Below are 24468 nucleotides of genomic sequence, written 5' to 3'. Positions count from 1 at the left end.
CCGCAAATCCACACGAAATGTCCCTTAAGCCCTTAAGCGGGCCCCGCGCCGGGCTGAGTGCCCCAAAGCAAATACCCCCGAGCCACGCTCGAGGGTATCGCAATAAGTGCGGTAGATAATGGCTTGGTTAGCCATCAAACTCGGGTGGTGAGTCTGAGACTCGGCCCGAGGGGCGCTTGCTTTTAGCCTGCGGCTATGGCGTTCAGCGCCTCACTTAAGAGTATCGTTGGCGCTTCAATTCTGTCAATGACCTCTCATGGCTTGTCTCAATCTTCAAAAGTGATGTACGGCAGTCACTGAAGTGACTCTCACCTAATGCAGCCGCAATACCTTTCGAAAGCCTGGCCTTTGGCGAACGATCTTCCAAGAAGGCCTCCAAACCCACGTCTTCGATCTTCTTTCGCGCATGGAAAACCGAACTAGCTAGCAAATCCGCCACCTGCAGAGCCGGACACGTCCGAGAATCCAGGCTAACCGCCGTTGCAAACCGCTTATTTCCAAATCTCTGATTGAGAGAATTCACCAGCGCATCTCCATAGGAAACCCCGACAGGAACATCAATGTGATCAAGCAGCACCACCCCAACCTCACGCCGAGTAACCAACCCCCGTAACAGCCGATCTGTCGCGAACAAATGCCCCTGCCACTGTTCTCGGCTACTCCATGGATCAAAATGTCTCTTGTCCAGAACAAAAGCACCAAACGAGCAGCCCGCGTTTACCGCTGTTTGAAAAATCTCCAGCAAAATAGGTCCAGAGTGTTTAGTGACTTTCGAAAACTTAATCTCGTCAGCCTTTGTGAAGTTGTGCTGCTCACGACATGCCTTAATCTCTCTCGAAAGGAAATCAGGATCCCCCGTTCGAACAGCCGCAACAACAAAATACTTCCCTAAAGTTCCTTTACTCCCTGCTTCATCAACAAAGTAGACGGTGCTTTCTGTAGCAAGTGGCAAACTCACTTGAGGGGGAACGGAACCTCCTCGGCGAGAGGAAGAATTTGAACGATAGCCTGTCACGACTGAGATTATATCGCCACGCCAGGACATTAAATACGAACAGTTTGATGGCGGAAAAATTAAAAAGGTGATGGCCCGCGCCTCGGGGGGGTGTGCGCGGGCCATCGGTAACCCGGCATCGGGGGGGTGCGCCGGGGCAGGCCGCACTGTATATCGGGGCCTTGCACATCACATTATGACATGCGAGGGAACAGATGACAACAGCGAGCGACAACATTCCTTGAGATCCCTAACACCGTGCCGATGCACTCCCGGTTCTGCCTGCTAAGAGGCTACGATGAGCAGGGTAACTCGCACAATGACGGCAGGCCTTCCTCGATGACCGGTACCCCTTTCCCCACTGACGGCGCCACCCGCGCGGCCGCGTTCTTCGACTTGGACAAAACGATCATTGCCACATCCTCGGCCTATGCCTTCGGCCGCGAGTTCATGCACAACGGTCTCATCAGCCACGCCGAGGCGCTCCAGCTATCTTTAGCCAAGGCCAGCTATATGCTCGCCGGGCACAGCAGTGAACACATGGACACAACCCGCGATCAGCTTGCCGCCATGGCCGCCGGCTGGTCCGTCAAGGAAGTCCACGACATCGCGGTGGAGACCATGCACACAGTGGTCACCCCTGCCATTTATGCGGAGGCACGCGCGCTTATCGACGCCCACCGCGCCGCCGGCCACGAGGTGGTGATCATCTCGGCGTCGGCAAGCGTGCTGGTCGAGCCCATCGCGCAGGAGTTGGGCATCGAACACGTCGTGGCCACCGAGCTGGCCGAGGAAGACGGCTGCTTCACCGGAGAGATACTGTTTTATTGCAAAGGCGCCGCAAAAGCCGAGGCATTGGCACGCATTGCTCAGGAGCTCAACGTCGACCCCGACGTATCTTTTGCCTACTCCGATTCCGCCACGGACATCCCGATGCTGGAACAAGTTGGCCACCCCGTGGCCGTGAACCCGGACCGCCTGTTGAAGAAGCATGCCCTTGCTCATGACTGGGAAATCCGCACGTTCAAGCATCCCGTTCCGCTCTTCACCGCACCCAGCGCACGCGAATTCGGTATCGGCTCGGCGGTCGTGGCCGGCATCGCAGCCTTAGTCGTCGGCGGGATTTTATTTGCACGGCAGCAGCTGCGCGATTAGGCCGCTTGCGCGATGCCGTCGGCTTCGCGGGCGCCGGCCTCCCAGGCGTCGAAAAGCAGCGTGATAAGTGCGGCCGGATCCTTGTCGTAGGTGTCCAGTGCCGCGCGGTAGTCCGCGCGATGACGGTTGAGGTAGGTCTCAGGCACGGCGAATCCCCGCGGATCGAAGCCCGTATGGATAGCGGCAGTGCGAGCGGCGACGAGCGCCACGGCGGTGCTGCGCGCACCGAACAGCGAGCGCGCAGCAATCTCCGCGTGCACCACCACCGGCAACAAGCGGTCAAAATCCACCCCGGCCCCGCGCGTGATGAGCTGGGCCAGCGCCTGCGCCACCGCCGGCTCCTGATCCGGGTGGCCCGCGCCGCCCGCCGCGACATCAATGCTGGCCAAGACCTGCAGCGGGGCCCGTGCGAAGGTCCGCACCGTAGCCTGCTGCTTTTCCGGAGCGAGCAAAGAATAAGCGCTGACCGCGGGTGGGATACCGTCAGCCTCAAGCGGCGCGCCGTCGATCGCCGCGGCCGCCCGCGCACCGCGCAACAGCGATTCGGAAGAAATAACGTCATACTTGCGCAAGCCCGCGGGCCGGCGGTGCACGCGCGCTATCGCGGCGGCGGCAGAAGCAGCGTTATCCTCCACCCCAGATAGGGCCATCAGCGGGGTCAGCGGGTCAGAATGCGGCATACCCATTACAATAACGCCGTACCCACTTTGCGGGCCGCACCACATGAACTCTGGAAAGTTCATTACTATGGCCGATATAGATTGCGACAAAACAGTAGGAGTATTAAACCGTGAGCAACGACGGACTATTCACTGACGGGTCCAACAAGTTCGCCCCGAAGGTAGACAGCATTCCCTTGAGCGATGCGGATACCTCCCGCCGTGGCGAGGCATCCATCGGCCAGCTCGTATCCAACGCCACCGAGCAGATGTCCCAGCTGGTTCGCTCCGAGGTCGAGTTGGCCAAGACCGAGCTCGCTGCTTCTGCCAAGAAGGGCGGCATCGGCGCGGGCATGTTCGGTGTGGCTGGCACCGTGGCGCTGTATAGCTCCTTCTTCTTTTTCTTCTTCCTGGCGGAGCTGCTGGCCGTATGGCTCGACCGCTGGGCGGCCTTCCTGATTGTCTTCCTCATTATGGTTGTCTTGGCCGCCGTCGTGGCCTTTATCGGCTTCAAGCAGGTCAAGCAGGTCAAGGCTCCGGAGAAGACCATCCAGTCCACGAAGGAACTCAAGAAGCTGGTTCCGGGTAAGGCTGAGAAGTCCATCGAGCGTGGTCTCTACACCTAAACCCTCAGGGTCCTTTCTCTCTCTTTACAGCCCCGCCCCGAGCATCTGCGTTCGGGGCGGATTTCGTCTATCTACCCTCCCCCCTTCGAAAGGCCCGCCCCTATGAATCCCCTACCGCCCTCCGTAGTGGAGCTTGACGGCCCCTTTGAGCACGAGTTCCTGCACACGCGCGGCATCCGCCTGCACGCCGCTACCGCTGGCGACCCGGAGAACCCGTTGGTGCTGCTGCTCCATGGTTCCTTTGGTGGGTGGTTCGACTTCCGGAATGTCATTGCCCTGCTTGCCGACGCCGGCTTCCACGTCGCTGCCCTCGACATGCGCGGTTTTGGCATGTCCGATAAACCACCGCTCGAACCCGGTCAGGATATCCGCGTGGCGGTTGGCGATGTCAGCGGTGCCATCCGCGCATTAGGCCACGATGACGCCTACCTGGTTGGCGCGGATACCGGTGGTGCGGTGGCCTGGGCGCTGGCTACCGAGCGGCCCGAGCGGGTACGCGGGCTGGTTTCTGTTTCGGCAGCACACCCGGCTGATTTACGCCGCGCCATCGCCGCACGCCCCTGGGATTTCGGGTGGGTTCTCCTGCGCGCAGCATTGTGCCGCCTAGGAAAAATTGGCGCCCCGAGACTCCTACTGCGGGAGTCCACCTACCTTCGGGAGATGGATCTCGACGCCCTCGGATCCTTCAACGGCGCCGAGCGCGAGGAGGCCCTGCGCCTGCGCGTGACGTCGTCACGCATAGGAAACGTCCGCCGGGGAATCATCTGGAACCACCGACTGCGTACCGCTGTGGTTCCGCTGAGTTGGCTCGAGCTCACCGTGCAGTGCCCGACGCTGTTCATTCATGCCGATCAGATGCTGTGGCGGCCAGTTGCGCGGCGGGCGGCGCGGCGCTGCCGTGGGGGTTTCACCGCCACCACTATCCCCGGGTCCAAGAACCTGCCCTATCTTGAGAACCCGCATGGTTTTACTCAGACCATTATCCAATGGTTGCGAGATAGGTAACATTCACCGCCCTCCGTGCCCCACCCCTCTCAGGGGGATGGGGACTTTTTTAATTCGTTGACAAAACCGCAGGTTAAGAAAGAATACCTACCGCCCTATAGCTTTTATCACAGGACATATTTTTCAATTCCTTGTATATGAGACGAGCCACGCGGTAGCTTCATATAAAACCAACATCACAGGTTTTCTACATCTTTCGCACCACGGAGGTCTAAGCCCTACATGACGCTCAAGAAGACACTCGCTGCTCTCTCTGTCGCTACCCTGCCGCTCACCCTCGCGGCCTGTGGTGGCGACAACTCCGGTTCAGACTCTGCTTCCGGCTCCGGTGATGGAATCGTCACCGTCAACGGCTCCGAGCCGCAGAACCCGCTCATCCCGGCCAACACCAACGAGGTCGGCGGCGGACGTATCGTCGATTCCATCTACGCCGGCCTGGTCTACTACGACGGTGACGGCGAAGCTCAGAACGAGCTGGCTGAATCCATCGAGCCGAATGACGACAACACCGAGTTCACCGTCAAGCTCAAGGAGTCTAAGTTCTCCGACGGCTCCCCGGTCACCGCGAAGAACTTCGTGGACGCCTGGAACTACGCCGTGGCCAACGACCAGCTCAACGCTTCCTTCTTTGCCAACATCAAGGGCTTCGAGGAAGGCGTCGAAAAGATGGAGGGCCTCAAGGTCGTCGACGACCACACCTTCACCATCGCCCTGAACAGCCCGGAGCAGGACTTCCCGGCACAGCTGGGCTACTCCGCGTTCTACCCGCTGCACGAGTCGGCCCTGGAAGACATGGATGCCTTCGGCCAGATGCCGATTGGCAACGGCCCGTACAAGCTGACCGAGTGGAACCACAACCAGGACGCCACCGTCGTCCCGAATGAGGAGTACAAGGGTGGCCAGACCCCGCAGAATGACGGCATCAAGTTCGTCTTCTACGCCTCCCAGGACGCCGCTTACGCCGATCTGCTCTCGGGCAACCTCGACGTTCTCGACGCCGTTCCGGACTCCGCTTTCGACGTCTACGAGGCCGACCTCGGCGACCGTGCAGTGAACCAGCCGACTGCCATCTTCCAGTCCTTCACCCTGGGTGAGAACCTCGAGCACTACTCCGGCGAGGAAGGAGTCCTGCGCCGCGAGGCTATCTCCCATGCCATCAACCGCGAGGAGATCACGGATACCATCTTCAAGGGCACCCGCACCCCGGCCAAGGACTTCACCTCCCCGGTTATGCCGGGCTACTCCGAGGACATCAAGGGCAACGAGGTCCTGAAGTATGACCCGGAGAAGGCCAAGGAGCTGTGGGCTGAGGCTGACAAGCTCAACAAGTGGGATAACCCGACTCTGGAGATTGCTTACAACTCCGACGGCGGCCACAAGAGCTGGGTGGACGCGACCACCAACTCCATCAAGAACACCCTCGGCATCGAGGCTGTCGGCGCTCCATACCCGGACTTCAAGTCCCTGCGCGATGAGGTGACTAACCGCACCATCAAAACCGCCTTCCGCACCGGCTGGCAGGCGGACTACCCGAGCCAGGCCAACTTCCTCACCCCGCTCTACAAGACCGACGGCTCTTCTAACGACGGCGACTACAGCAACCCGGAGTTTGACAAGCTTCTCGACGAAGCCCTGACCTCCACCTCTGAGGAAGACGCCATCAAGAAGTACACCGAGGCCCAGGAAGTCCTGTTCAAGGACCTGCCGGCTATCCCGCTGTGGTACTCCAACGCCACCGGCGGCTACTCCGAGAACGTCGACAACGTCGTCTTCTCCTGGAAGTCCCAGCCGGTGTACTACAACATCACCAAGAAGTAACGCCACCTTTGCTACTTCGCACGACCCCCGCAACCTCCGTGAGCGGGGGTCGCCCCACGTTTTCACCCCCGAAGTGTGATTAGAAACGCGCTATAGATTTCCCGGAGCGTGGGATCACACATTAGAATTCTCGTAAGCTTTGACCTGCGTCCCAAAAATCGGAGAACGCTGGCAAGCACCTGCCCCACAATGAGTAAAGGACCACACTATGCTGCGCTATATCGGGCGCCGAGTGCTCCAGATGATTCCGGTGTTCTTCGGAGCCACCCTGCTCATCTACGCGCTCGTCTTCTTGATGCCCGGCGATCCAGTCGAAGCCCTTGGCGGTGACCGCGGCCTCACCGAGGCTGCCCGCGCCCGCATTGAGGCTGAATACAACCTCGACAAGCCGTTCATCATTCAGTATCTGCTCTATATCAAGGGCATCTTCATGTTGGACTTCGGCACGACCTTCTCCGGCGTGCCCGTGACCCAGGTAATGGCTAATGCCTTCCCGGTTACCGTGAAGCTCACCGTCATGGCGATCATTTTTGAATCCGTCTTCGGCATCCTCTTCGGCGTCTTCGCCGGTATGCGCCGCGGCGGCTTCTTCGATTCCACCGTGTTGGTCATCTCCCTGCTCGTCATCGCCGTGCCCTCCTTCGTTATCGGCTTCGTCTTCCAGTACCTCGTAGGCATTAAGTGGGGCGTCCTGCCGGTTACCGTCGGCGCTAACGCCACGGTGAAGTCCCTTCTCATGCCGGCCATGGTGCTCGGCGCGCTCTCCCTGGCCTACGTCACCCGCCTGACCCGCCAGTCCGTGGCTGAGAACCTGCGCGCCGACTACGTGCGCACCGCCCGCGCCAAGGGCCTGTCCAACGGCGCGGTGACCCGCCGTCACGTGCTGCGCAACTCGCTGATTCCTGTGGCCACCTTCATCGGCGCCGATATCGGCGCACTCATGACCGGCGCCATCGTGACCGAGGGCATCTTCGGCATCAACGGCGTCGGCGGCACCATGTACCAGGCCATTCTGCGCGGTGAGCCGACCACCATCGTCTCCTTCACCACGGTGTTGGTGATCATCTACATCATCGCCAACCTGCTCGTTGACCTCCTGTACGCCGTACTTGATCCGAGGATTCGCTATGCCTAATTTCGAGAAAACCACTCCCTATCCGGGCCAAGAGCACTTCGTCTCGGAAACCGATGAAACGGGTCTCGGCGCGGTCGACGCCGTCAAGGACGAGTCCGCTCCCTCCTCTCAGTGGGGCGAAGCGTGGCGCTACCTGCGCCGCCGCCCACTGTTCTGGGTCGCTGCCGTGATGATTCTCGTGGCAGTCCTCCTGGCTATCGCACCGGGTCTATTTACTAGCACCGACCCGCGCCTGTGCGAACTATCCAGGTCCCTCGCCCCCGCCGAGCCAGGCCACCCCTTCGGCTTCAACCGCCAGGGTTGTGACATCTATGCCCGCGTGATCTACGGTGCGCGTGCTTCGGTCGCCGTCGGCATCCTCACCACGCTGCTCGTCGTGGTGCTTGGTTCAATGATCGGCGCTATCGCCGGCTTCTTCGGCGGCTGGATCGACTCCGTCCTGTCCCGCATCACCGACATCTTCTTCGCCATCCCGCTAGTGCTCGCCGCCATCGTGGTCATGCAGATGTTCAAGGAGCACCGCACCATCGTCACGGTGGTCTTGGTGCTCGGCCTCTTCGGCTGGGTCTCCATCGCCCGCATCACCCGCGGCGCGGTGGTCTCCATCAAGAACGAGGAATTCGTACAATCCGCACGCTCCATCGGCGCGTCGAGCTGGCGCATCCTGTTCAGCCACATCCTGCCGAACGCAGCCGCGCCCATCATCTCCTACGCCACCGTGGCGCTGGGCACCTACATCGTCGCCGAGGCCACCCTGTCCTTCCTGGGCATCGGCTTGCCGCCGACGTTCGTGTCCTGGGGCGGAGACATCTCCGACGCGCAGGCCTCCCTGCGTGTTGCCCCGGCAGTCCTGTTCTACCCGGCGGGTGCCTTGGGCCTGACCGTGTTGAGCTTCATCATGATGGGTGACGTCGTCCGCGATGCACTCGATCCGAAGGCGAGGAAGCGTTAATGACTAACCCACTTCTTGAAATGAAGGACGTTCGCATCTCCTTCACCACGTCGACCGGCGTGGTTGAGGCAGTGCGTGGCGTCAACATGTCCATCTACCCGGGCCAGTCCGTGGCCATCGTGGGCGAGTCCGGTTCCGGTAAGTCCACCACGGCGATGTCCATCCTGGGCCTGCTGCCGGGCACCGGCAAGGTCACCGGCGGCCAGATCCTCTTCGAGGGCGAGGACATCACTCACTACAACAACAAGCAATTCGAATCGCTGCGCGGCGACAAGATTGGCTTGGTCCCGCAGGATCCGATGTCCAACCTGAACCCGGTGTGGCGCATCGGTACGCAGGTCGAGGAATCCCTCAAAGCTAACAACGTGGTGGAGGGTTCCAAGCGCCACGAACGCGTGGTGGAGCTTCTGGAGGAAGCCGGGCTTCCCGACGCCGAACGGCGCGCCAAGCAGTACCCCCACGAGTTCTCTGGTGGTATGCGCCAGCGCGCGCTCATCGCAATCGGCCTGGCCGCCCGCCCGAAGCTACTCATCGCCGACGAGCCCACCTCCGCGCTGGATGTAACTGTTCAGAAGACCATCCTGGACCACCTGGAGCACCTCACCGAGGAGCTGGGCAACGCCGTGCTCTTCATTACCCACGACCTTGGTCTGGCAGCCGAGCGCGCCGAACACCTCATCGTGATGCACCGCGGCCGGATCGTCGAGTCGGGCCCCTCGCGAGAGATTCTGCGCTCCCCGCAGCACCCCTACACGCGCCGCCTTGTCAAGGCCGCCCCTTCCCTCGCCTCCTCCCGCATCCGCGCGGCCAAGGAAGCTGGTGTGGAGGCCAAGGAGCTCAAGTCGGGTGAGGCGATCGGCACCGCCTCCGACTCTGGTTCCACCGCTGCAGATTCCGCTGAAGGTTCATCTTCCGCGGCTCAGGCCCCGGTCATCTCGGTGCGTAACCTCACCAAGGAATTCGATATCCGCGGCCAGCGCGGCGGCAAGAAGCTACTGAAGGCCGTCGACGACGTCTCCTTCGACATCCGCCGCGGCACCACCCTTGCGCTGGTGGGCGAGTCCGGTTCCGGCAAGTCCACGGTCGCCAACATGGTGTTGGGTCTTTTGGAGCCGACCTCCGGCACCATCGAATTCGAGGGCCGCGACACCTCAACGCTGTCGAAGCAGGAATTGTTCAAGCTCCGCCGCAAGATGCAGGTGGTCTTCCAGAACCCCTATGGTTCGCTGGATCCGATGTACTCGATTTACAAGTGCATCGAGGAACCTATGGCGCTGCACAAGGTGGGCTCGCGCAAGGAACGTGAGGCCCGCGTGGCCGAGCTTCTCGACATGGTCTCCATGCCTCGCTCCGCCATGCGCCGCTACCCCAACGAGCTTTCCGGCGGCCAGCGCCAGCGTATCGCCATTGCCCGCGCGCTGGCGCTGCGCCCAGAGGTCATCGTCCTCGATGAGGCTGTCTCCGCCCTGGACGTGCTGGTGCAAAACCAGATCATCCAGCTGCTCGCGGAGCTGCAGTCGGAGCTCAGCCTGTCCTACCTCTTCATTACCCACGACCTCGCAGTGGTCCGCCAGACTGCCGACGACGTAGTTGTGATGAAGAAGGGCCAGGCCGTCGAGCAGGGCACCGCCGACGATATCTTCGACAACGCCCAGCAGGAGTACACCCGCAACCTCATCAACTCGGTTCCGGGTATGCACCTCGATATCGGCACGGATATCTAGCTCAAGCGCGCCGACTACCCGTCAACCTTGCTGTGGTTGGCGGGTTCGGCATTGACGGGCCTTTATACCAGCGATAGCGGGCCGCGAAAGACGATGGTCTTTATATGCAATTACTGGACCCAAGACTGTTGAAAAACAACCAGCAATTCCATAAAGTGTACGGTGAGCCATATCACTTCTATGGACTCTAAAGGATCTCTAACACAAGGAATTCTGATGAAGAAAATCACCCTTTTAGCTTTCAGTTTGGCGCTCACCACATCTGGCGCGGGACCTTCTGCTGCCGCCACCAACGTGCAACCGTTCAAAATCTGCGAATACGAGAATGGATCACAATGCACCGGATGGTATCCAAATCCGGACACATGCCGAGACATCTTCAATAAGCCAGGCGTTACTGATTACCAGCTTCGCGCCTGCCTTGCTTGGAGTGGGCACGGGAGTCGGGGATAGGAACGCATAATGTCCACTTCCATCGTGATAATTCTTTTGGCTGTCCTACTCATCTCCCTCCCCGCAGGAATGATGCACCACCGCATTAACAAACGAACACATAGCCATGATCCCGAAGTTCGTCAGGCTGCTGTGGACTTTCAACGAGACGTCAGCAGAGGGCAAATGGGCTTTTAATTCACTCGCCCGCCCTCGCCGAAGACCTATTCCAGAAACCTATGAGACGCAGGAGCCGGTTGGGGTGGCGTCGACAAGCTGCGTAACGTCACCCACGTGGCCGCGCACCTCGTCCGCGGTGAGTGCATAGCCCGTGTCGGAGTCCTCCACGGAGGCACCAAACACAACGCCCAGCACCTGGCCCTCCGGGTTGATCATCGGGCCACCCGAATTGCCCTGGCGGATGCTGCCGCGCACCGTGTAGGCATCGCGCTCCACGCGGCCCGTGGAGTAGATATCCGGCCCCGCAATGGTCAGCCGGTCGCGCACGCGCGCCGGCTCCGCCGTGAACGGACCCGACTGCGGGAAGCCCAAGACGATGGCATCATCCCCCGTCACAGCCGCTTGCTCCGCCCACGGCAAAGGCTCCAAGCCCAACCCGGGGCTATGCAGCACCGCAATGTCCACATCCGAGTTGTAGTACACCACGTGCGCCTCCTTGAGCCCGAGCACAGTATCGAGGTGAACCTTATCCGTGCCGGCCACAACATGGGCGTTCGTGATGACGTAGTCCGGTTCCGTAACAAAGCCCGAGCCCATCAGCCGGCGCGAGCACGCCTCCGCATCCCCCAGCACGTGGATTACGGAAGGTCGCACGCGTTCCGCCAGCTCAGGGTCTTCGATGTTCACTGCGGGAGCATCCACCTCCACATCGGCACCGGAGCGCTCCCACGGAGACACCAGCGGCGGCAGCCCAGACTCGTTGAGTAGTGCTGCGATACCGTTCGGCAGCGCCGCTAGGCGCGAGGGTGCCGCTGCATTGAGCGCGCTGAGTACGTGCGACTCACGCAGCGCTTGCCCCGGCCGGCCACCCAGGTTGGATGCCAAAGGCAGGGAAACCAACCAAATCACCACGATGGCCGCCACCGCCTGGAATACCGCACCAATTGAGGAGTCCACGCGCTGCCCCGAGCGGGTGCGCATGCGGTCCCGCAACGCCATGCCAAGCGACGTCCCCACCAGCTGCCCTAAGCCCACCAGCAGAATGAGCACGCCGACAGCCAACAAGAAGCGCACGGCGGCCTGGTCCGCCAAGCCCATCGCCAGCGGGGCAACCACGGTTCCCAGCACCAGCCCCGCAATGATTCCCACGGCGGCGAGGACCGCTGCCAAGGCGCCCTGCCGCCAACCCACGCGAACAGCGAGGAGCACGGCAACCACGATCAGGATGTCAACAGCAAGAGACACAGAGGGAATGCTTTCTTAAGGGCTAAAAGGGGCAGAAACTAACCTATCTTCTCATTATTCAAGGAGCGGTTGAGTGATTCACGCAGATCGTGAACCATTTTCTTATCCCATTTCACGCTCCAGCCCGCATGATCCATCAGCCCAGACAGCACTCCCGCGGTAAAGCCCCACACCAGGTAGCCCCGCGTCCGAAACGCCGGCCCCTTCCAGCGGCCAAATCCCACCATCATGCGATTCGTGGGATCCGCCAGCTCCCGCAAAGGGACGGTGAAGACATCATCGGTTTCCGCGGGGCTCGCCGGCCACACGTCACCCGGTTTATGCCAATACGCCAGGACCGGGCTCACGGTGTTGCCGGTAGCTGGGATATCCAGCTTGCTCCACTGCTCAAGGGGCGTGACGGCGGAGCGGTCGAGGCCGGTTTCTTCTTCGGCTTCGCGCAGGGCGGCGTCGACAAGCGAGGCGTCCTCCTCGTCCTTGCGCCCACCGGGGAAAGCAATCTGCCCGGAGTGCGAGTGCATCGAGGGCGAGCGGTGCGTAAGCAACACCTCACCGTCTGCGAAGCTTTCGCCCTTCAAGAGCACCAACACTGCCGATTCACGCCGGCGCTTGGCGGCCGGGACATGCCGAATGAGGCGTTCTTGGACCTTGTCTGTATCAACCCCGAGCGCCGGGCGCAGCCACTCCGGGGCGTGAGCAGGAAACAGGCGGCTCACTGAAGAACCTCCTCGACGGCCGCCTCCAATTCTTCGGCGGAGCTAAACGGTTTGATGAACTTCTCTTCCACCTTGCCATCGCGCACCACGAGGGTGATGGGGATGACGCCCGGCAGCCCGAGCTCGCCAGCGAAGGTCCCATCCTCGTCCTGGTAGCTGGGGATGTCGACCTGCAGGTCACTCAAAAGCGCAGCACCGTTGGCGGCGTTCGCATCCGCATGCACGCCGACGACATTCCACGTCGAGTGTGAGCGCGCGAGATCTTCGAAGAAAGGCAGCTCCGTGCGGCACGGCTCGCACCACCACGCCCACACCGTGACGATCTGGATATCCTTGGCCGCGGCGGTACCGGCCGCTCCTAAGCAGGGAAGGTCCACCCCAGCAATGGGCCCCTCGGGGCACTTGGGACGCTTGGCTACTTCTTGCTCCTGCGCCTCGGGGACGGGGACCTCCGGCTCATCATCCTCAAGGAGATTCACCACGCCGACGAACGCGAGTGCCGCCAGCGCAACAATGGCTGCGATGCTCACCTTCACGTATCCGGGCCACCGAGAATACTGGCTCATTGCTCCACCTTAACCCCGCGACGGGCACCATGGGGCGAGGACGCAGGCCGTGCACTTCGGCTTCCGGGCGGTGCACACGCGCCGCCCATGGAGGATGAGGCGGTGAGAGAATACGGTTTGTTCCTCTTCGGGCACGCGCTTGGCGACGTCCCTCTCAATCGCCCGCGGCGTCTTCGCCTCGGTCAGACCGAGCCGCTGACTCAGTCGCGTGACGTGGGTATCCACGGTGATTCCCGGCAGCCCAAAGGCATTTCCCCGCACCACCAACGCGGTCTTGCGGCCGACGCCGGGCAGCGAGGTGAGCTCGTCGATGCCGCGTGGTACCTGCCCGTCGAAGTCCGCGACGAGCTTTTCACCGATGCCCAACAGGTGGCCGGCCTTCATGCGCTGAAAGCCGAGTGGGCGGAGAATGCGCTCAAGGTCGGCGCGGTCCGCGGCGGCATAATCCGGCGCGGAGGGGTAGGCTGCGAACAGCTCCGGGGTGACCTGGTTGACGCGGGCATCCGTGCACTGTGCTGAAAGCACTGTCGCTACGAGTAGCTCAAGGGGGTTGGTGAAGTCTAGTTCACAGTCGGCATCGGGATATTCGTCCGCGAGGGCGGTACGAATATGGGCAACACGCGCTTCCTCGGTATCATCGTCATGCTGTGCAAAAAGGTCAGGGGACATAGAAGTAACTCTAGTGACGGAAGTTAGAATGGAAAGCATGATTTCGCTCGTTGTCCTCGTCCCGCTGTGCCTCGCCCTGTTTGCCATTCTCATGGAAAAGCTAGAGGCAACGGCCTTCGAGAATTAAACAGATTAGTAAAGGCATGTGACTATTTTTCCCGTTGGTGGAAATAGTGACTAATTGCACTGTATGATGTTGTGCAGTGCCTCGTGGCGCACTGGAGACTAGGTGCGTCAAAATAGACCAAACCAGCTTGCGTCCAAGTGTTTTCCTCGCTGCGCAGGCTTTAAGGAGTAACAGTGGAAGGCGTACAGGACATCCTCTCCCGCGCTGGCATTTTCCAGGGCGTCGATCCGGTAGCAGTACAAAACCTCATCGAGCAAATGGAAACCGTCCGTTTCCCGCGCGGCACCACCATTTTCGAGGAAGGAGAGCCGGGCGACCGCCTCTACATCATCACCTCGGGAAAGATTAAGCTTGCTCGCCACGCCCCGGATGGCCGTGAGAACCTGCTGACCGTGATGGGCCCGTCCGATATGTTCGGTGAGCTTTCTATCTTCGATCCGGGCCCGCGCACCTCGTCTGCTGTGTGCGTCACCGAGGTCACCGCCGCCACGATGAACTCCGAAATGCTCAAGCAGTGGGTGGCCGATCATCCGGCGATTGCGCAGCAGCTGCTGCGCGTGCTGGCCCGCCGTCTGCGTCGCACCAACGCCAACCTGGCGGACCTCATCTTTACCGATGTTCCGGGCCGCGTGGCCAAGACCCTGCTGCAGCTGGCTAACCGCTTCGGCTCGCAAGAGGGCGGTGCACTGCGCGTGAACCACGACCTCACTCAGGAAGAGATCGCCCAGCTCGTCGGCGCGTCCCGCGAGACCGTCAACAAGGCGCTGGCCACCTTCGCCCACCGCGGCTGGATTCGCTTGGAAGGCAAGTCGGTGCTCATCGTCGATACCGAGCACTTGGCTCGCCGCGCGCGCTAGGTCTTAAAGGCCGAGCCAGCATATGCCGCCTCCGGGCGGCTGTGGCCCAATGCAAAATCCCCCGAGAATTTCTCGGGGGATTTTCCTATGCGGTGTTTTAGTTCTGAGCCGCGAGGTACTTCAGCGCAGTGCGCGTGGATTGCTCGGCGGCGTGGCGAAGGACCGGGTCTACGTCGTCGTACATCTCATCGACGAGGGTCTTAACGTCAACATCCTCACCAAGGCGCCCGCGGACCTCTTTAATCTGATCCAAGCGGTGGTGGCGGCGGTCAATGTACTTGCGGGCAACCGCGGAGGTGTCCTCCAAGTCCGGGCCATGCCCCGGGAAGAGTGCTACATCCTTGCCGCGCTCTTCGAGAAGGTCCAGCGTCTTCAGGTAGGCACCCAAGTCACCATCGGTCTCAGACAGGAGCACGGTGTGACGGCCAGCGATGGTATCACCGGTCAGAATTCCCTCCAGGGTGGAGTTCTTAGCTTCTTCGGACCACACGAAGAAGCAGGTGGAATCCGCAGTGTGGCCAGGGGTATGGACCACCTCGAGTTGCGGGGTGATGCCGTCGACGGTGATCACTTCGCCGTCGACAAGCGCCTCCGCGCCGTTGCAGTAGTTCGGATCGAACGCGCGAATCGGAGCGCCGGTGAGCTGGCGCAGACGCTGAGCGCCCGAGGCGTGATCATCGTGGCGGTGAGTGAGAAGGATCAGTGCTACCTCGCCCGCTTTCGCGGTCACAACGTTGAGATGCCCCTCATCCTCTGGGCCTGGATCGACCACAATGGCGCGAGAATCTTCTCCGGCGCGAATGATCCACGTGTTGGTGCCTTCCAAGGCGGTGTAGCTGGGATTATCGCACAGCACGACACCGACGGACTGGCTCACGGGACGCAATTGGCTATATGCAGGATGCTCCATGGTTCTAACCCTATCCGATTACTCAGCGATTTCTACGATAACTTCGATCTCAACGGGGGAATCCTTCGGAAGGACCGCTACCCCCACGGCAGAACGCGCGTGAACACCGGCATCACCAAAGACCTCCCCGAGGAAGTTCGAGGCACCGTTGATAACCGCGGCCTGATCCGTAAAGGATGGAGCCGAGGCAACGAAGCCGACCACCTTCACCACGCGGGTGACACGGTCGAGGCCGACGAGGCCATCGATGGCAGCCAACGCGTTTAGCGCGGCCGTGCGCGCCAGCTCCTGCGCCTTCTCGAGGTCCACTTCTGCGCCAACCTTGCCGGTGGCAGGCAATTCGCCGCCCACGACGGGCAGCTGACCGGAGGTCCATACCTGGTTTCCTACCTGGATGGCCGGGATATAGGACGCGAGAGGAACAGCGACGGAAGGCAGCTCGACACCGAGTTCTTCCAAGCGTGCGAGGGCGCCCATTAGGACTCCTCCAGAGGGCGCTTGAAATAGGCGACGACATTCTCCGGGTTCATGCCCGGGGTGATAGTGACGAGCTCCCAGCCGTCCTCACCCCAGGAATCGAGGATTTGTTTCGTCGCGTGTGTAAGAACCGGCGCGGTTGCATATTCCCATTTAGTCATGGGCCCAATGCTACTAAATACCGATGAGTTCGCCACCCTCAGCAAGGTAATGCGCCCAGCTGGTGATGTGCGGATTTTTACGCAGAAGGGCGCGGCGCTGGCGCTCCGTGAGGCCGCCCCACACACCAAACTCCACGCGGTTATCAAGGGCATCCGCGCGACACTCGTTCAGCACCGGGCAGTGGCGGCAAATCACCGCGGCCTTACGCTGCTCTGCCCCTCGCACGAAAAGCGCATCGGGGTCACCGTTGCGGCACTTGGCTTGGGTAACCCACTCACCACGCTCGGAGGTTAACGAGGCATTCTTTACCATTGCGGACCGTCCTGCACCTTTGACACTGACTGCCATGGCTAGGTAACTCCTTCCAAGTTCCCCCCGTCGTAGTGGAAGATCGTGAATAACCCTCAACCCGACGGAATATTATGTACCATTGGTAAGTCTATTCACAGACCGGTATACCTGTCTAACAGGTCACACTTTAGGGGGGTCTCCCGGTTGTCGCCCTAAAGCACTAGTGTGTGGAGGGTGACTGTCATCAAATCCCTGGGAAAGCTCGTCCTGTCCACAGCACTGGTCGGCATCCTCATCGCGCTGGCCATCGCCCCTGTCGCCGGCGTCAGTGGCGTTGCCGTTGCTAGGACGAACGAAACGATGCAATCGGACATCCAGGATCTCACCAGCGGGGATACCCCCGGCGTGAGCACCATCTTGGATGCCAAGGGCAACCCCCTTGCCTACATCTACGAACAGCGCCGCCATCCCGTACAGCCGGATGAGATCTCCGACGCTATGAAGCAGGCAGTTGTGGCCATCGAGGACCGCCGCTTCTATGAGCACGAAGGCGTCGATCTGCAGGGCAACGTCCGCGCTTTGTGGACCAACCTGGCAGCGGGCGGCGTCTCCCAGGGCGCGTCCACGCTGGATCAGCAGTACGTGAAGAACTATCTCCTCCTCGTCAACGCCACCACGGATGAAGAACGCCAAGCCGCAACCGAGCAATCCATAGCCCGCAAGCTGCGCGAGATGCGCATGGCGACGGATATCGACGCCAAGCTTTCCAAGGATGAGATCCTCACCAACTACCTCAACCTCGTACCCTTTGGCAACCACTCCTACGGCATCGAGGCCGCTGCCCGCACCTACTTCGGCTCCGATGCCGCGCACCTCACCGTGCCGCAGGCAGCGATGCTCGCCGGCATGGTGCAGTCCTCGGAGTATCTCAACCCCTATACCAACGAGGAAGGCGTGCTCGAGCGCCGCAATGTGGTGCTCCAAGCTATGGTCGACACCGGCTCTCTATCCCAGGAGGACGCCGATGCCTATGCCCAAGAACCCCTTGGGGTGTTGGATAGCCCCGCCACGCTGCCCAATGGCTGCATCGGCGCGGGAGATCGCGGTTTCTTCTGCGACTACGTGATGGACTACCTCGCCGATAAGGGCATAGACCGCGAGCATCTAGCGCGCGGTGGCCTGACCGTGAAAACCACCCTTGACCCCGACGTCCAGGACCAAGCTCTCAACGCAGTACGCAGCCACACCGCCCCGGATACCGAGGGCGTGGCAGAAGTCATGAACGTGATCAAGCCGGGCACTGATTCCCGCAAGGTCCTCGCCATGGTGTCCTCGCGCACCTACGGGCTCGACCTGGCCAACAACGAAACCCTCCTGCCCCAGCCCAATTCGCTGGTGGGCAACGGCGCCGGCTCGGTGTTCAAGCTCTTTACCGCCGCGGCCGCCTTGGAATCGGGCTATGGCATCAAAGACAAACTGGCAGTGCCCAAGCGCTACGAGGCGGAAGGTCTAGGGTTCGGCGGCGCTGAGAACTGCCCACCCAACAAGTACTGCGTGGAAAACGCCGGCAGCTACGCCTCCACGATGACCATGCAGGACACGCTCGCCTACTCCCCCAACACCCCCTTCATCCAGCTCACTGAGCAGCTAGGCGTCGAGCGCATCGTTGACATCGCCGTGAAGCTCGGCCTGCGCTCCTACGAGGAGCCCGGCAGCTACGACGGCGAATCCTCCATCGCCGACCACATTAAGGACTCCAACCTGGGCTCCTTCACGCTCGGCCCGACGGCGGTGAACGCGCTCGAGCTTTCCAACGTGGGGGCGACGGTGGCGTCGGAAGGCATGTGGTGCGAGCCGAACCCCATCGAGGAGGTCACGGACTCCCACGGTAACGAGGTGTACCTCAAGCACACCCCGTGCGAACGCGCGGTGGGCAAAGAGGTGGCCAAGGCGCTGGAAAACAACATGACCGCCGATACTGAAAAGGGCACGGCGGCCGATTCTGCGCGTGCTGCGGGCTTCAGCGGCAAGGCCGCCGCCAAGACTGGTACCACGGAGTCCAACCAGTCCTCGGCATTCCTCGGCTTCAACTCTGAGGTTGCTGCCGCGCCGTATATCTACAATGACGGCACCACCACGAGCCCGCTGTGCACCGGGCCCGTGCGCCAGTGCGCCAACGGCAACCTCTTCGGTGGCAAGGAGCCCGCATCAACGTTCTACACCATGGCCGCGCGCGTTCCCGATGCGCTGAAGGGAACGGTGCCGGACTACGACCGCGCTTATGATTCGGGCACGGTATCGCCGCTTATCGACGGGTTGAAGGGCAAGTCCGAAAGCCAAGCCCGCTCCGCTCTGGAGAAGGCTGGCTACGTGGTCAAAACCACCGAGGTGCCCGCGCCCGGCGTGGGCTACGGCAAGGTGGTTCGTGTCATCACCGGCGCATCCGGCACTAAGAAGGGTGCGGAGGTAACGCTGCAGCTTTCCGACGGCTCCGCTGGCGACTCCGCAAGCTCCGGCACCTCCAACTCCAGCTATTACACCCCATCAGCGCCGAGCGGCAACGGCGGTGGCGCGGACAATGGCCAGCCGGCTACTCAGTCCGACCCGCTGTTCTCCCAAGAGGATGTCGACCGCTTGACGAACGACGTGCGGGATTTCTTCGGGCTTTAGCGCTTAGCGCGCTAAAGCGTAAAAACGGGCTACAGCGTGACAAGGAGCTAAAGCGTAAAAACGGGCTAGAGCGTGACTAGGAGCTAAAGCGTAAAACGAGCTACAGCGTGGGCGCTAGCGCTCCTGCGCTAACACGCTAGTTGAGGGCAGCCTTGACCGCGGTGGACAGGCGCTTTCCGTCAGCGCGACCAGCGGCCTTGGCGGTGGCCACCTTCATCACGTTGCCCATCTGCTTGATGGTCACCGGCTCGCCGGAGTCCTTCTCAACCTCGGCGATAGATTCAGCGACGAGGGAGTTCAGGGCGTCGTCGTCAAGCTGCTCCGGCTGGTAGGCCTCGAAGAAGGGGACGTCGACAAGCTCTGCCTCTGCCAACTCGGGGCGGCCGTTTTCCGCGTAGACCTCTGCAGACTCGCGGCGCTTCTTGATCTCACGGGCGATGACCTTGAGGATGTCCTCATCGGTGATCTCGTGGCGGGAACCAGTAGTTTCCTCCGCTTGGATGGCAGACAGCAGAGAACGGATGGCGCTCGTACGGGCCTTGTCCTTGGCCTTCATCGAGGTCTTAAGGTCAGCACGGATAGTTTCTTTCAACTCACTCATGCCCTTCAATCTACGCCTGCCGGCCAGGTAGTGTGGTGAAGGTGAAGATTTTCCCTGTTCTTGGCGGACTCGCCGCCGCCGGCCTAGGCGTTGCCGCGTGGGCGCACTCAGAACTCACCAAGTTTGAGCTCAAGGAGTACACCCTGCCGCTGCTGGAGCCCGGTACGCTGCGCGAGGAGTCCGAGTTCCGTATCCTGCACGTGTCCGACCTCCACATGATCCCGGGCCAGCGCGCCAAAATCGAGTGGGTCTCAGGCCTCGATGCCCTTGACCCGCACTTGGTGATCAATACCGGTGACAACCTCTCCGACGAGCGCGCGGTCCCCGAGGTCCTCCGCGCCCTTGGCCCGCTGCTGAGCCGCCCGGGGATGTTCTGCTTCGGCACCAACGACTACTGGGCGCCGCGCATCCCGAACCCCTTCAACTACCTGATTGGGAAGAAGAACGAACCTTCCTACGTGAACCTGCCCTGGAAGGGCATGCGCGCGGCCTTCCTGGAACACGGCTGGCACGACGCCAACCAGGCCCGCGTGGAGTTCAAGGTAGGCGATGTCCGCCTCGCTGCCGCCGGCGTGGACGACCCACACCACGATTTGGATGACTACTCCGAAATCGCCGGCGCCCCCAACGAGGACGCCGACCTCTCCTTAGCACTACTGCATTCCCCGGAACCTCGCGTCCTGGAGAAGTTCGCCGCCGACGGCTACCAGCTGTCCCTGTCCGGACATACGCACGGCGGCCAGCTCTGCCTGCCTTTCAAGGTGGCGGGCTCGCGCTCCATCGTGACCAATTGCGGCATCGACCGCGTTCGCGCGGAGGGCCTGCACCGATTCGGAGAGATGTACATGCATGTCTCCAACGGGCTGGGCACCTCCAAGTTCGTTCCTTTCCGCCTCTTCTGCCGCCCGTCCGCCACGCTGCTGCGTATCACAGAGAAGGCCGCCTAGGATTACCCCCTCCACGCTGCCGTTTTGTCCTTTCAGGCTGGGGTGCGTTACAGTATTCCGGTACCGCTTAGAGCGAGACACCGGGATATGGCGCAGCTTGGTAGCGCGCTTCGTTCGGGACGAAGAGGTCGCAGGTTCAAATCCTGTTATCCCGACCATTAAACCCGCAGGAAACTGCGGGTTCTTTTCGTTTTCACCGGGCGGCGGAAAGGGCGCCCGTCCTCCTAGAAGCTGGAGGAGCCACCCGAACCGGAAAAGCCCGAGCTAAACCCGCTGTTGACGCCGCCGCTGCTACCGGAAGAGCTATCGCGGGCGGCCGTCGCGTCGCTGTCCCAGGTGCTCACAACATAGAAGGGCACGTAACCGTGGTAGCCAGAGCCGGCGAAGAAGTGGGAGTCATAGATATGCGTGCGTACGGGGCGTTCCTCGGCCTCGTTCTCCTTCTGCAGCTGTGCTTGCAGGTGCTCCGAGAGCAGCGCAGTCCGGTCCAAGAGCTCCAAGTAGCGCTCCATGAACTGCGGGTGGTTCGGCTCCTTGGACAGGGCCACGGCGGCGTCTTCCAGCTCCTTGGCGTGGCGCTCAAGCGCCGAGTCGATGTCCGCAGCCAGGTAACCCGCCTGGGCGAGGTCCTTGCCCAGCTCGTAGAGCTCATAGCGGCGCGTGTCGGTATCAGCGTTCTCGATGCGGTGTAGCTTTTCGATGTTGGACTCGGCGGTCTCTACACGTTCGCAGAGCAAACGTGCACGAGCAATGAGCACGGAGCGTGAGCGGAACTGCTCGTCCGGTGCGTCGGCCGGAATCGACATGAGGGAACCCACCTTGTCATCGATGGCCAGGAAGTCATCGCGCAGGCCCTCCCAGTCCTCGCGCAGGCGCTCATCCACTAGACCCGATTGCAGCGAGTGCGCCCGGATATCGATCTCCCGCAGGCGCTGCGCCACATCGGTATAGGTCTGCGACACATAATCCCAATCCTCGCGCGCCTGCTGCGCGTTCTTCTGACGGCTGCGGCGAGTACCGCCAACGATGCCTGCACCCGCGCCACCAACGCTCAGGCCCGCTACCCCCAGACCAATGGCCGCCCCAACGCGGTTATTTTGAGCACTCTCAAACTGGGTATCCGCAGCACGGTCCACGTCGATCGCTGCCGCCGCACCCGCAAAGAGACCAGCAGGAATGTTGTCATCCCGCACGCCCGGCCTTATAGCTTCGATGGACTGCTCGAGATGGCTATCTTTCTTGCGCAGCTTCATCTGCTCGGCCACGTCCTCACCCGCGAAGACGAAGGCCTGGCGCGGATCGAGGCCGACGCCGACGAAGACTTGGCCATCGGCAAACTTATCCTTGCCGATAAGCTCCGGGTGATTGTCACGCAAATACTCCTCCACGGAGTCGTTGACGTTTTCTTTGTTCTTAGCAAAGACCATGTAGTGCAGCCCTTGGACCACGTCGGGGGCGGCGATCCGGGAGACGTCGCCAAGCATGCGCTCTTCCTCCTCCGGAGTGAGCACATCGTCGGGGTCCATGATGTCGGCCTGCACCTCGCGCTGTGCTGGCTGCATGACAAAATCGGCACGCTCCGGCGCATCGAAGACCGCCAAGCTTGCGCCCGCACCAATACCTCCGAGCAGCAGACCTCCCGCCACTGCTGCACCGACGATGGCGCCGACCGACGTTATTTTGGGACCACGGCTGGCGGCAAAAGGTTTGATATCGCGAGAGTCAGTCACGGTGATTCTCCAATTCTTCAGCGTTCAGTGCCGCCAATTTTACCCCCGAAAATTGGAAACGACGCGGTGCCCCTACAGCAGCCGCGTCGCCCCTATTCCCTATCACTCACAACGGATTGGAGAAACCGTTTGCCTACCCCCTAAGTAGGCTTTGTGAGCGATTCTCACTCTAGCACTATTTTCCCTCGCAACGGTAGATAAATCTTCAAAAACTCTGTAACGCTTCTACCGGCTCAGTCGATGCTTCACACGCAGGCCTTTGAGCTAGGCTTTTCCATTTTCTTCGTGCCTAGCGGGTGCCCCCACGAGAACGAAAGCCGCGATCGAAATTACCCCCAAAATAGCCAGCGCGGTCCACAGCTGTGGGGACTGCCCCCCATTGCCTGCCACGGTGATGGCGGAAGTTGCCCACTGCATGGGAAAGAGGTGCACGAGCGCACTCATCGCGGCGTTGAGATCGGTTCCCGTCGAGGCCGCTTTCCACGCCCATCCCACGACGCCCACCTGGGCTACGCCGAGCACGCTGCCCAGGCCCCAACCAGCGAGCCCCAGTCCGCGCACGAGTGCGTACACAATGCTTGCCGACGCCACCCCGGCCCCCGCCGCCGCGAGCCCCGCCCACGCCACGGCCGCGGCGGTTCCACCGGTAGCAAGAAGTGCCACGAGCAGGCCCACCACAACTCCGATCAGCACCGCGCCGCCCAGCAGCGCGAGGATACGACGCTCCACGCGCGTCAGCAGCGCTCCGATAACCCCGCCGCCCAAGACGGCGATAGCCGCGAGGAGCATGGCCACGATGGGGCTCAGTAGCTGGGAAGGCGCGTTATCGCCCTCTGCAGGTCCGGCTACGGTGGGCAGCGCACGCTGCGCGCCCTGCACCTTGGACCGGTTCTGCTGCGCCATGCCGTCGACCTTCTCTGCGCCGGCAACGAGCTTGTCCACACCTTGCAGGGCCTCATCGACCTTGGAGTTGAGCTCACCAATACCAGCATTGAGCTGCTTTGCGCCCTCCGTGGCTTGGTAGACGCCATCGTGGTAGGCGTAGCCGCTCACGGCCAGCTGGTTGGAGAGCTCGCGCGAGCCATCCTTCAGCTGCGTCAGTTGATCCTGAACGGACTGGTCAAATTGGAAGTTCTCCACTTGGCTGCGCAGATCACCGAGCTGCGAGCGGATGTTCTTCGCCTCCGCCGAGTTGTTTCCTTCCAAGTCCTTGAGGGTGCCGTCGATGGCCTGCAGGATCTGTCCGCGGACCACGCCTAGGCCGATGACTTGGTCGACGGCGCCGCCGACGCCGTCGGCCAGCTCGGTAGCACCGTTGCCCAGCTGGGCGGTGCCGGATTGCAACTGGACGAGACCGTCGTACAGCTCCTGCGAGCCGCCGGCTAGCTTGTCCACACCGCCACCCAGTTCGCCGGCTCCATCCTTCAGCTCACCGGTGCCGTCGGCAAGCTGCTGCGCGCCGTTCGCCAGGAATCCCGCCTGGGCATTGGCTTCGCTGAGGGCCCGGGCGACGTCGTAAAGCTCAGCGGGATCGATGGTGCCATCGCTGGGCGCACCCGCCTGCTCCTGGGACCAGGCTTCGGCTGGCTGCCACTCGGACACGGTGGCAACCACCGCGCCGATAACGAGCGGCACGATGAGCACGAGGGCGAGAAGGAGTGCGCGGGTGCCAACCTTCCGGTTAGCGTCAGCAGGAGTAGCTAGGCGTGAGGTCATGTAAAAGAAACTATCGCCCACGCTGGGCAAAAGCGGTCAGGCGCGCGGAAAAGCCCCGCCAGGAACTAGCTTTGTTATGTCCATAGGGTTTTTGGACATGGAGT

Annotated in this window: 23 protein-coding genes and 1 tRNA gene; 11 read left to right on the top strand and 13 right to left on the bottom strand. The window is 61.5% G+C overall.

Features of this window, described 5'->3' with window-relative positions; all coding sequences use genetic code 11:
- Positions 1–214 precede the first annotated feature (214 nt).
- Entirely contained in the window at positions 215–1015 is an 801-nt protein-coding gene (locus HMPREF2807_RS13290; RefSeq protein ID WP_195914110.1) for a DUF3800 domain-containing protein, read from the bottom strand.
- 318 nt (positions 1016–1333) lie between these two features.
- On the opposite strand from HMPREF2807_RS13290, the gene HMPREF2807_RS00455 reads away from it, so the two are divergent.
- The gene (locus tag HMPREF2807_RS00455) at positions 1334–2149 is read left to right on the top strand and encodes an HAD family hydrolase (RefSeq protein ID WP_070509588.1); all 816 of its coding nucleotides are present in this window, start codon (positions 1334–1336) and stop codon (positions 2147–2149) included.
- Here the strand turns inward: HMPREF2807_RS00455 and HMPREF2807_RS00450 are convergent.
- Positions 2146–2835: a type III PLP-dependent enzyme domain-containing protein gene (locus tag HMPREF2807_RS00450; RefSeq protein WP_070509587.1), complete on the bottom strand. Its 690-nt coding sequence runs from the start codon at positions 2833–2835 to the stop codon at positions 2146–2148. The genes HMPREF2807_RS00455 and HMPREF2807_RS00450 overlap by 4 nt on opposite strands.
- Before the next feature lie 104 nt (positions 2836–2939).
- On the opposite strand from HMPREF2807_RS00450, the gene HMPREF2807_RS00445 reads away from it, so the two are divergent.
- From HMPREF2807_RS00445 to HMPREF2807_RS00420, 6 genes are all read left to right on the top strand, one after another.
- Positions 2940–3434 carry a phage holin family protein gene (locus tag HMPREF2807_RS00445; protein ID WP_046647879.1) on the top strand — a complete coding sequence of 165 codons (495 nt, stop codon included), beginning with the start codon at positions 2940–2942 and terminating at the stop codon, positions 3432–3434.
- Positions 3435–3536: 102 nt separating this feature from the next.
- Positions 3537–4439 (top strand): alpha/beta fold hydrolase, encoded by a 903-nt coding sequence (locus HMPREF2807_RS00440; RefSeq protein ID WP_070509586.1) that lies wholly within the window; start codon positions 3537–3539, stop codon positions 4437–4439.
- A 222-nt stretch (positions 4440–4661) separates the two neighbouring features.
- Positions 4662–6257, top strand: coding sequence for a peptide ABC transporter substrate-binding protein (locus HMPREF2807_RS00435; protein WP_070509582.1), 1596 nt, complete (start codon positions 4662–4664; stop codon positions 6255–6257).
- A gap of 208 nt (positions 6258–6465) precedes the next feature.
- Positions 6466–7392, top strand: coding sequence for an ABC transporter permease (locus tag HMPREF2807_RS00430; RefSeq protein ID WP_070509581.1), 927 nt, complete (start codon positions 6466–6468; stop codon positions 7390–7392).
- Positions 7385–8344 carry an ABC transporter permease gene (locus tag HMPREF2807_RS00425; RefSeq protein ID WP_046647882.1) on the top strand — a complete coding sequence of 320 codons (960 nt, stop codon included), beginning with the start codon at positions 7385–7387 and terminating at the stop codon, positions 8342–8344. The genes HMPREF2807_RS00430 and HMPREF2807_RS00425 overlap by 8 nt, the downstream gene beginning before the upstream one ends.
- Positions 8344–10068, top strand: a complete 1725-nt coding sequence (locus tag HMPREF2807_RS00420) for a dipeptide ABC transporter ATP-binding protein (RefSeq protein ID WP_070509580.1) — start codon at positions 8344–8346, stop codon at positions 10066–10068. Before HMPREF2807_RS00425 ends, HMPREF2807_RS00420 begins: the two co-directional genes overlap by 1 nt.
- Before the next feature lie 669 nt (positions 10069–10737).
- Here the strand turns inward: HMPREF2807_RS00420 and HMPREF2807_RS00415 are convergent.
- Genes HMPREF2807_RS00415 through nth form a run of 4 tightly spaced genes read right to left on the bottom strand, consistent with a single transcriptional unit; the run spans position 10738 to position 13876 of the window.
- The gene (locus HMPREF2807_RS00415) at positions 10738–11925 is read right to left on the bottom strand and encodes a MarP family serine protease (protein ID WP_070509578.1); all 1188 of its coding nucleotides are present in this window, start codon (positions 11923–11925) and stop codon (positions 10738–10740) included.
- A gap of 38 nt (positions 11926–11963) precedes the next feature.
- Complete coding sequence (locus HMPREF2807_RS00410) at positions 11964–12641, bottom strand: NUDIX hydrolase (protein WP_070509577.1); 678 nt, start codon at positions 12639–12641, stop codon at positions 11964–11966.
- Positions 12638–13207, bottom strand: coding sequence for a redoxin family protein (locus tag HMPREF2807_RS00405; RefSeq protein ID WP_070509575.1), 570 nt, complete (start codon positions 13205–13207; stop codon positions 12638–12640). Before HMPREF2807_RS00405 ends, HMPREF2807_RS00410 begins: the two co-directional genes overlap by 4 nt.
- 9 nt (positions 13208–13216) lie before the next feature.
- The gene (gene nth, locus HMPREF2807_RS00400) at positions 13217–13876 is read right to left on the bottom strand and encodes an endonuclease III (protein WP_049157849.1); all 660 of its coding nucleotides are present in this window, start codon (positions 13874–13876) and stop codon (positions 13217–13219) included.
- Between the two features lie 300 nt (positions 13877–14176).
- On the opposite strand from nth, the gene glxR reads away from it, so the two are divergent.
- Positions 14177–14860 (top strand): CRP-like cAMP-activated global transcriptional regulator GlxR, encoded by a 684-nt coding sequence (gene glxR, locus HMPREF2807_RS00395; protein WP_046647888.1) that lies wholly within the window; start codon positions 14177–14179, stop codon positions 14858–14860.
- A 97-nt stretch (positions 14861–14957) separates the two neighbouring features.
- Here the strand turns inward: glxR and HMPREF2807_RS00390 are convergent, their stop codons facing one another.
- From HMPREF2807_RS00390 to HMPREF2807_RS00380, 4 genes are read right to left on the bottom strand one after another with little or no spacing between them, the layout of a single operon-like run.
- On the bottom strand, positions 14958–15770 hold the full coding sequence (locus HMPREF2807_RS00390) for an MBL fold metallo-hydrolase (protein WP_070509573.1): 813 nt from the start codon (positions 15768–15770) through the stop codon (positions 14958–14960).
- Positions 15771–15788: 18 nt separating this feature from the next.
- Positions 15789–16247 carry a RidA family protein gene (locus tag HMPREF2807_RS00385; protein ID WP_046647890.1) on the bottom strand — a complete coding sequence of 153 codons (459 nt, stop codon included), beginning with the start codon at positions 16245–16247 and terminating at the stop codon, positions 15789–15791.
- Positions 16247–16408, bottom strand: coding sequence for a Sp36 family protein (locus tag HMPREF2807_RS13645; protein WP_010189965.1), 162 nt, complete (start codon positions 16406–16408; stop codon positions 16247–16249). Before HMPREF2807_RS13645 ends, HMPREF2807_RS00385 begins: the two co-directional genes overlap by 1 nt.
- A 13-nt stretch (positions 16409–16421) precedes the next feature.
- Entirely contained in the window at positions 16422–16757 is a 336-nt protein-coding gene (locus tag HMPREF2807_RS00380) for a WhiB family transcriptional regulator (RefSeq protein ID WP_175974779.1), read from the bottom strand.
- Positions 16758–16934: 177 nt separating this feature from the next.
- Between HMPREF2807_RS00380 and HMPREF2807_RS00375 the strand changes: the two genes are divergently transcribed.
- Entirely contained in the window at positions 16935–19370 is a 2436-nt protein-coding gene (locus tag HMPREF2807_RS00375; RefSeq protein WP_070509572.1) for a transglycosylase domain-containing protein, read from the top strand.
- Positions 19371–19506: 136 nt separating this feature from the next.
- On the opposite strand, the gene HMPREF2807_RS00370 is transcribed toward HMPREF2807_RS00375, so the two are convergent.
- Complete coding sequence (locus tag HMPREF2807_RS00370) at positions 19507–19971, bottom strand: GatB/YqeY domain-containing protein (protein WP_070509571.1); 465 nt, start codon at positions 19969–19971, stop codon at positions 19507–19509.
- Positions 19972–20012: 41 nt separating this feature from the next.
- Here HMPREF2807_RS00370 and HMPREF2807_RS00365 point away from each other — a divergent pair, with 41 nt between their 5' ends.
- The gene (locus HMPREF2807_RS00365; RefSeq protein WP_070509590.1) at positions 20013–20918 is read left to right on the top strand and encodes a metallophosphoesterase; all 906 of its coding nucleotides are present in this window, start codon (positions 20013–20015) and stop codon (positions 20916–20918) included.
- 81 nt (positions 20919–20999) lie between these two features.
- A tRNA-Pro gene (locus HMPREF2807_RS00360) sits at positions 21000–21076 on the top strand.
- A gap of 66 nt (positions 21077–21142) precedes the next feature.
- Here HMPREF2807_RS00360 and HMPREF2807_RS00355 read toward each other — a convergent pair.
- The gene (locus tag HMPREF2807_RS00355) at positions 21143–22648 is read right to left on the bottom strand and encodes a hypothetical protein (RefSeq protein WP_070509569.1); all 1506 of its coding nucleotides are present in this window, start codon (positions 22646–22648) and stop codon (positions 21143–21145) included.
- Positions 22649–22912: 264 nt separating this feature from the next.
- Complete coding sequence (locus HMPREF2807_RS00350; protein ID WP_046647895.1) at positions 22913–24364, bottom strand: membrane protein; 1452 nt, start codon at positions 24362–24364, stop codon at positions 22913–22915.
- Between the last annotated feature and the right edge of the window lie 104 nt (positions 24365–24468).

Source organism: Corynebacterium sp. HMSC074A09 (assembly GCF_001811545.1).
Lineage (GTDB): Bacteria > Actinomycetota > Actinomycetes > Mycobacteriales > Mycobacteriaceae > Corynebacterium > Corynebacterium hiratae.
This window is presented reverse-complemented; position numbering and strand designations above follow the sequence as displayed.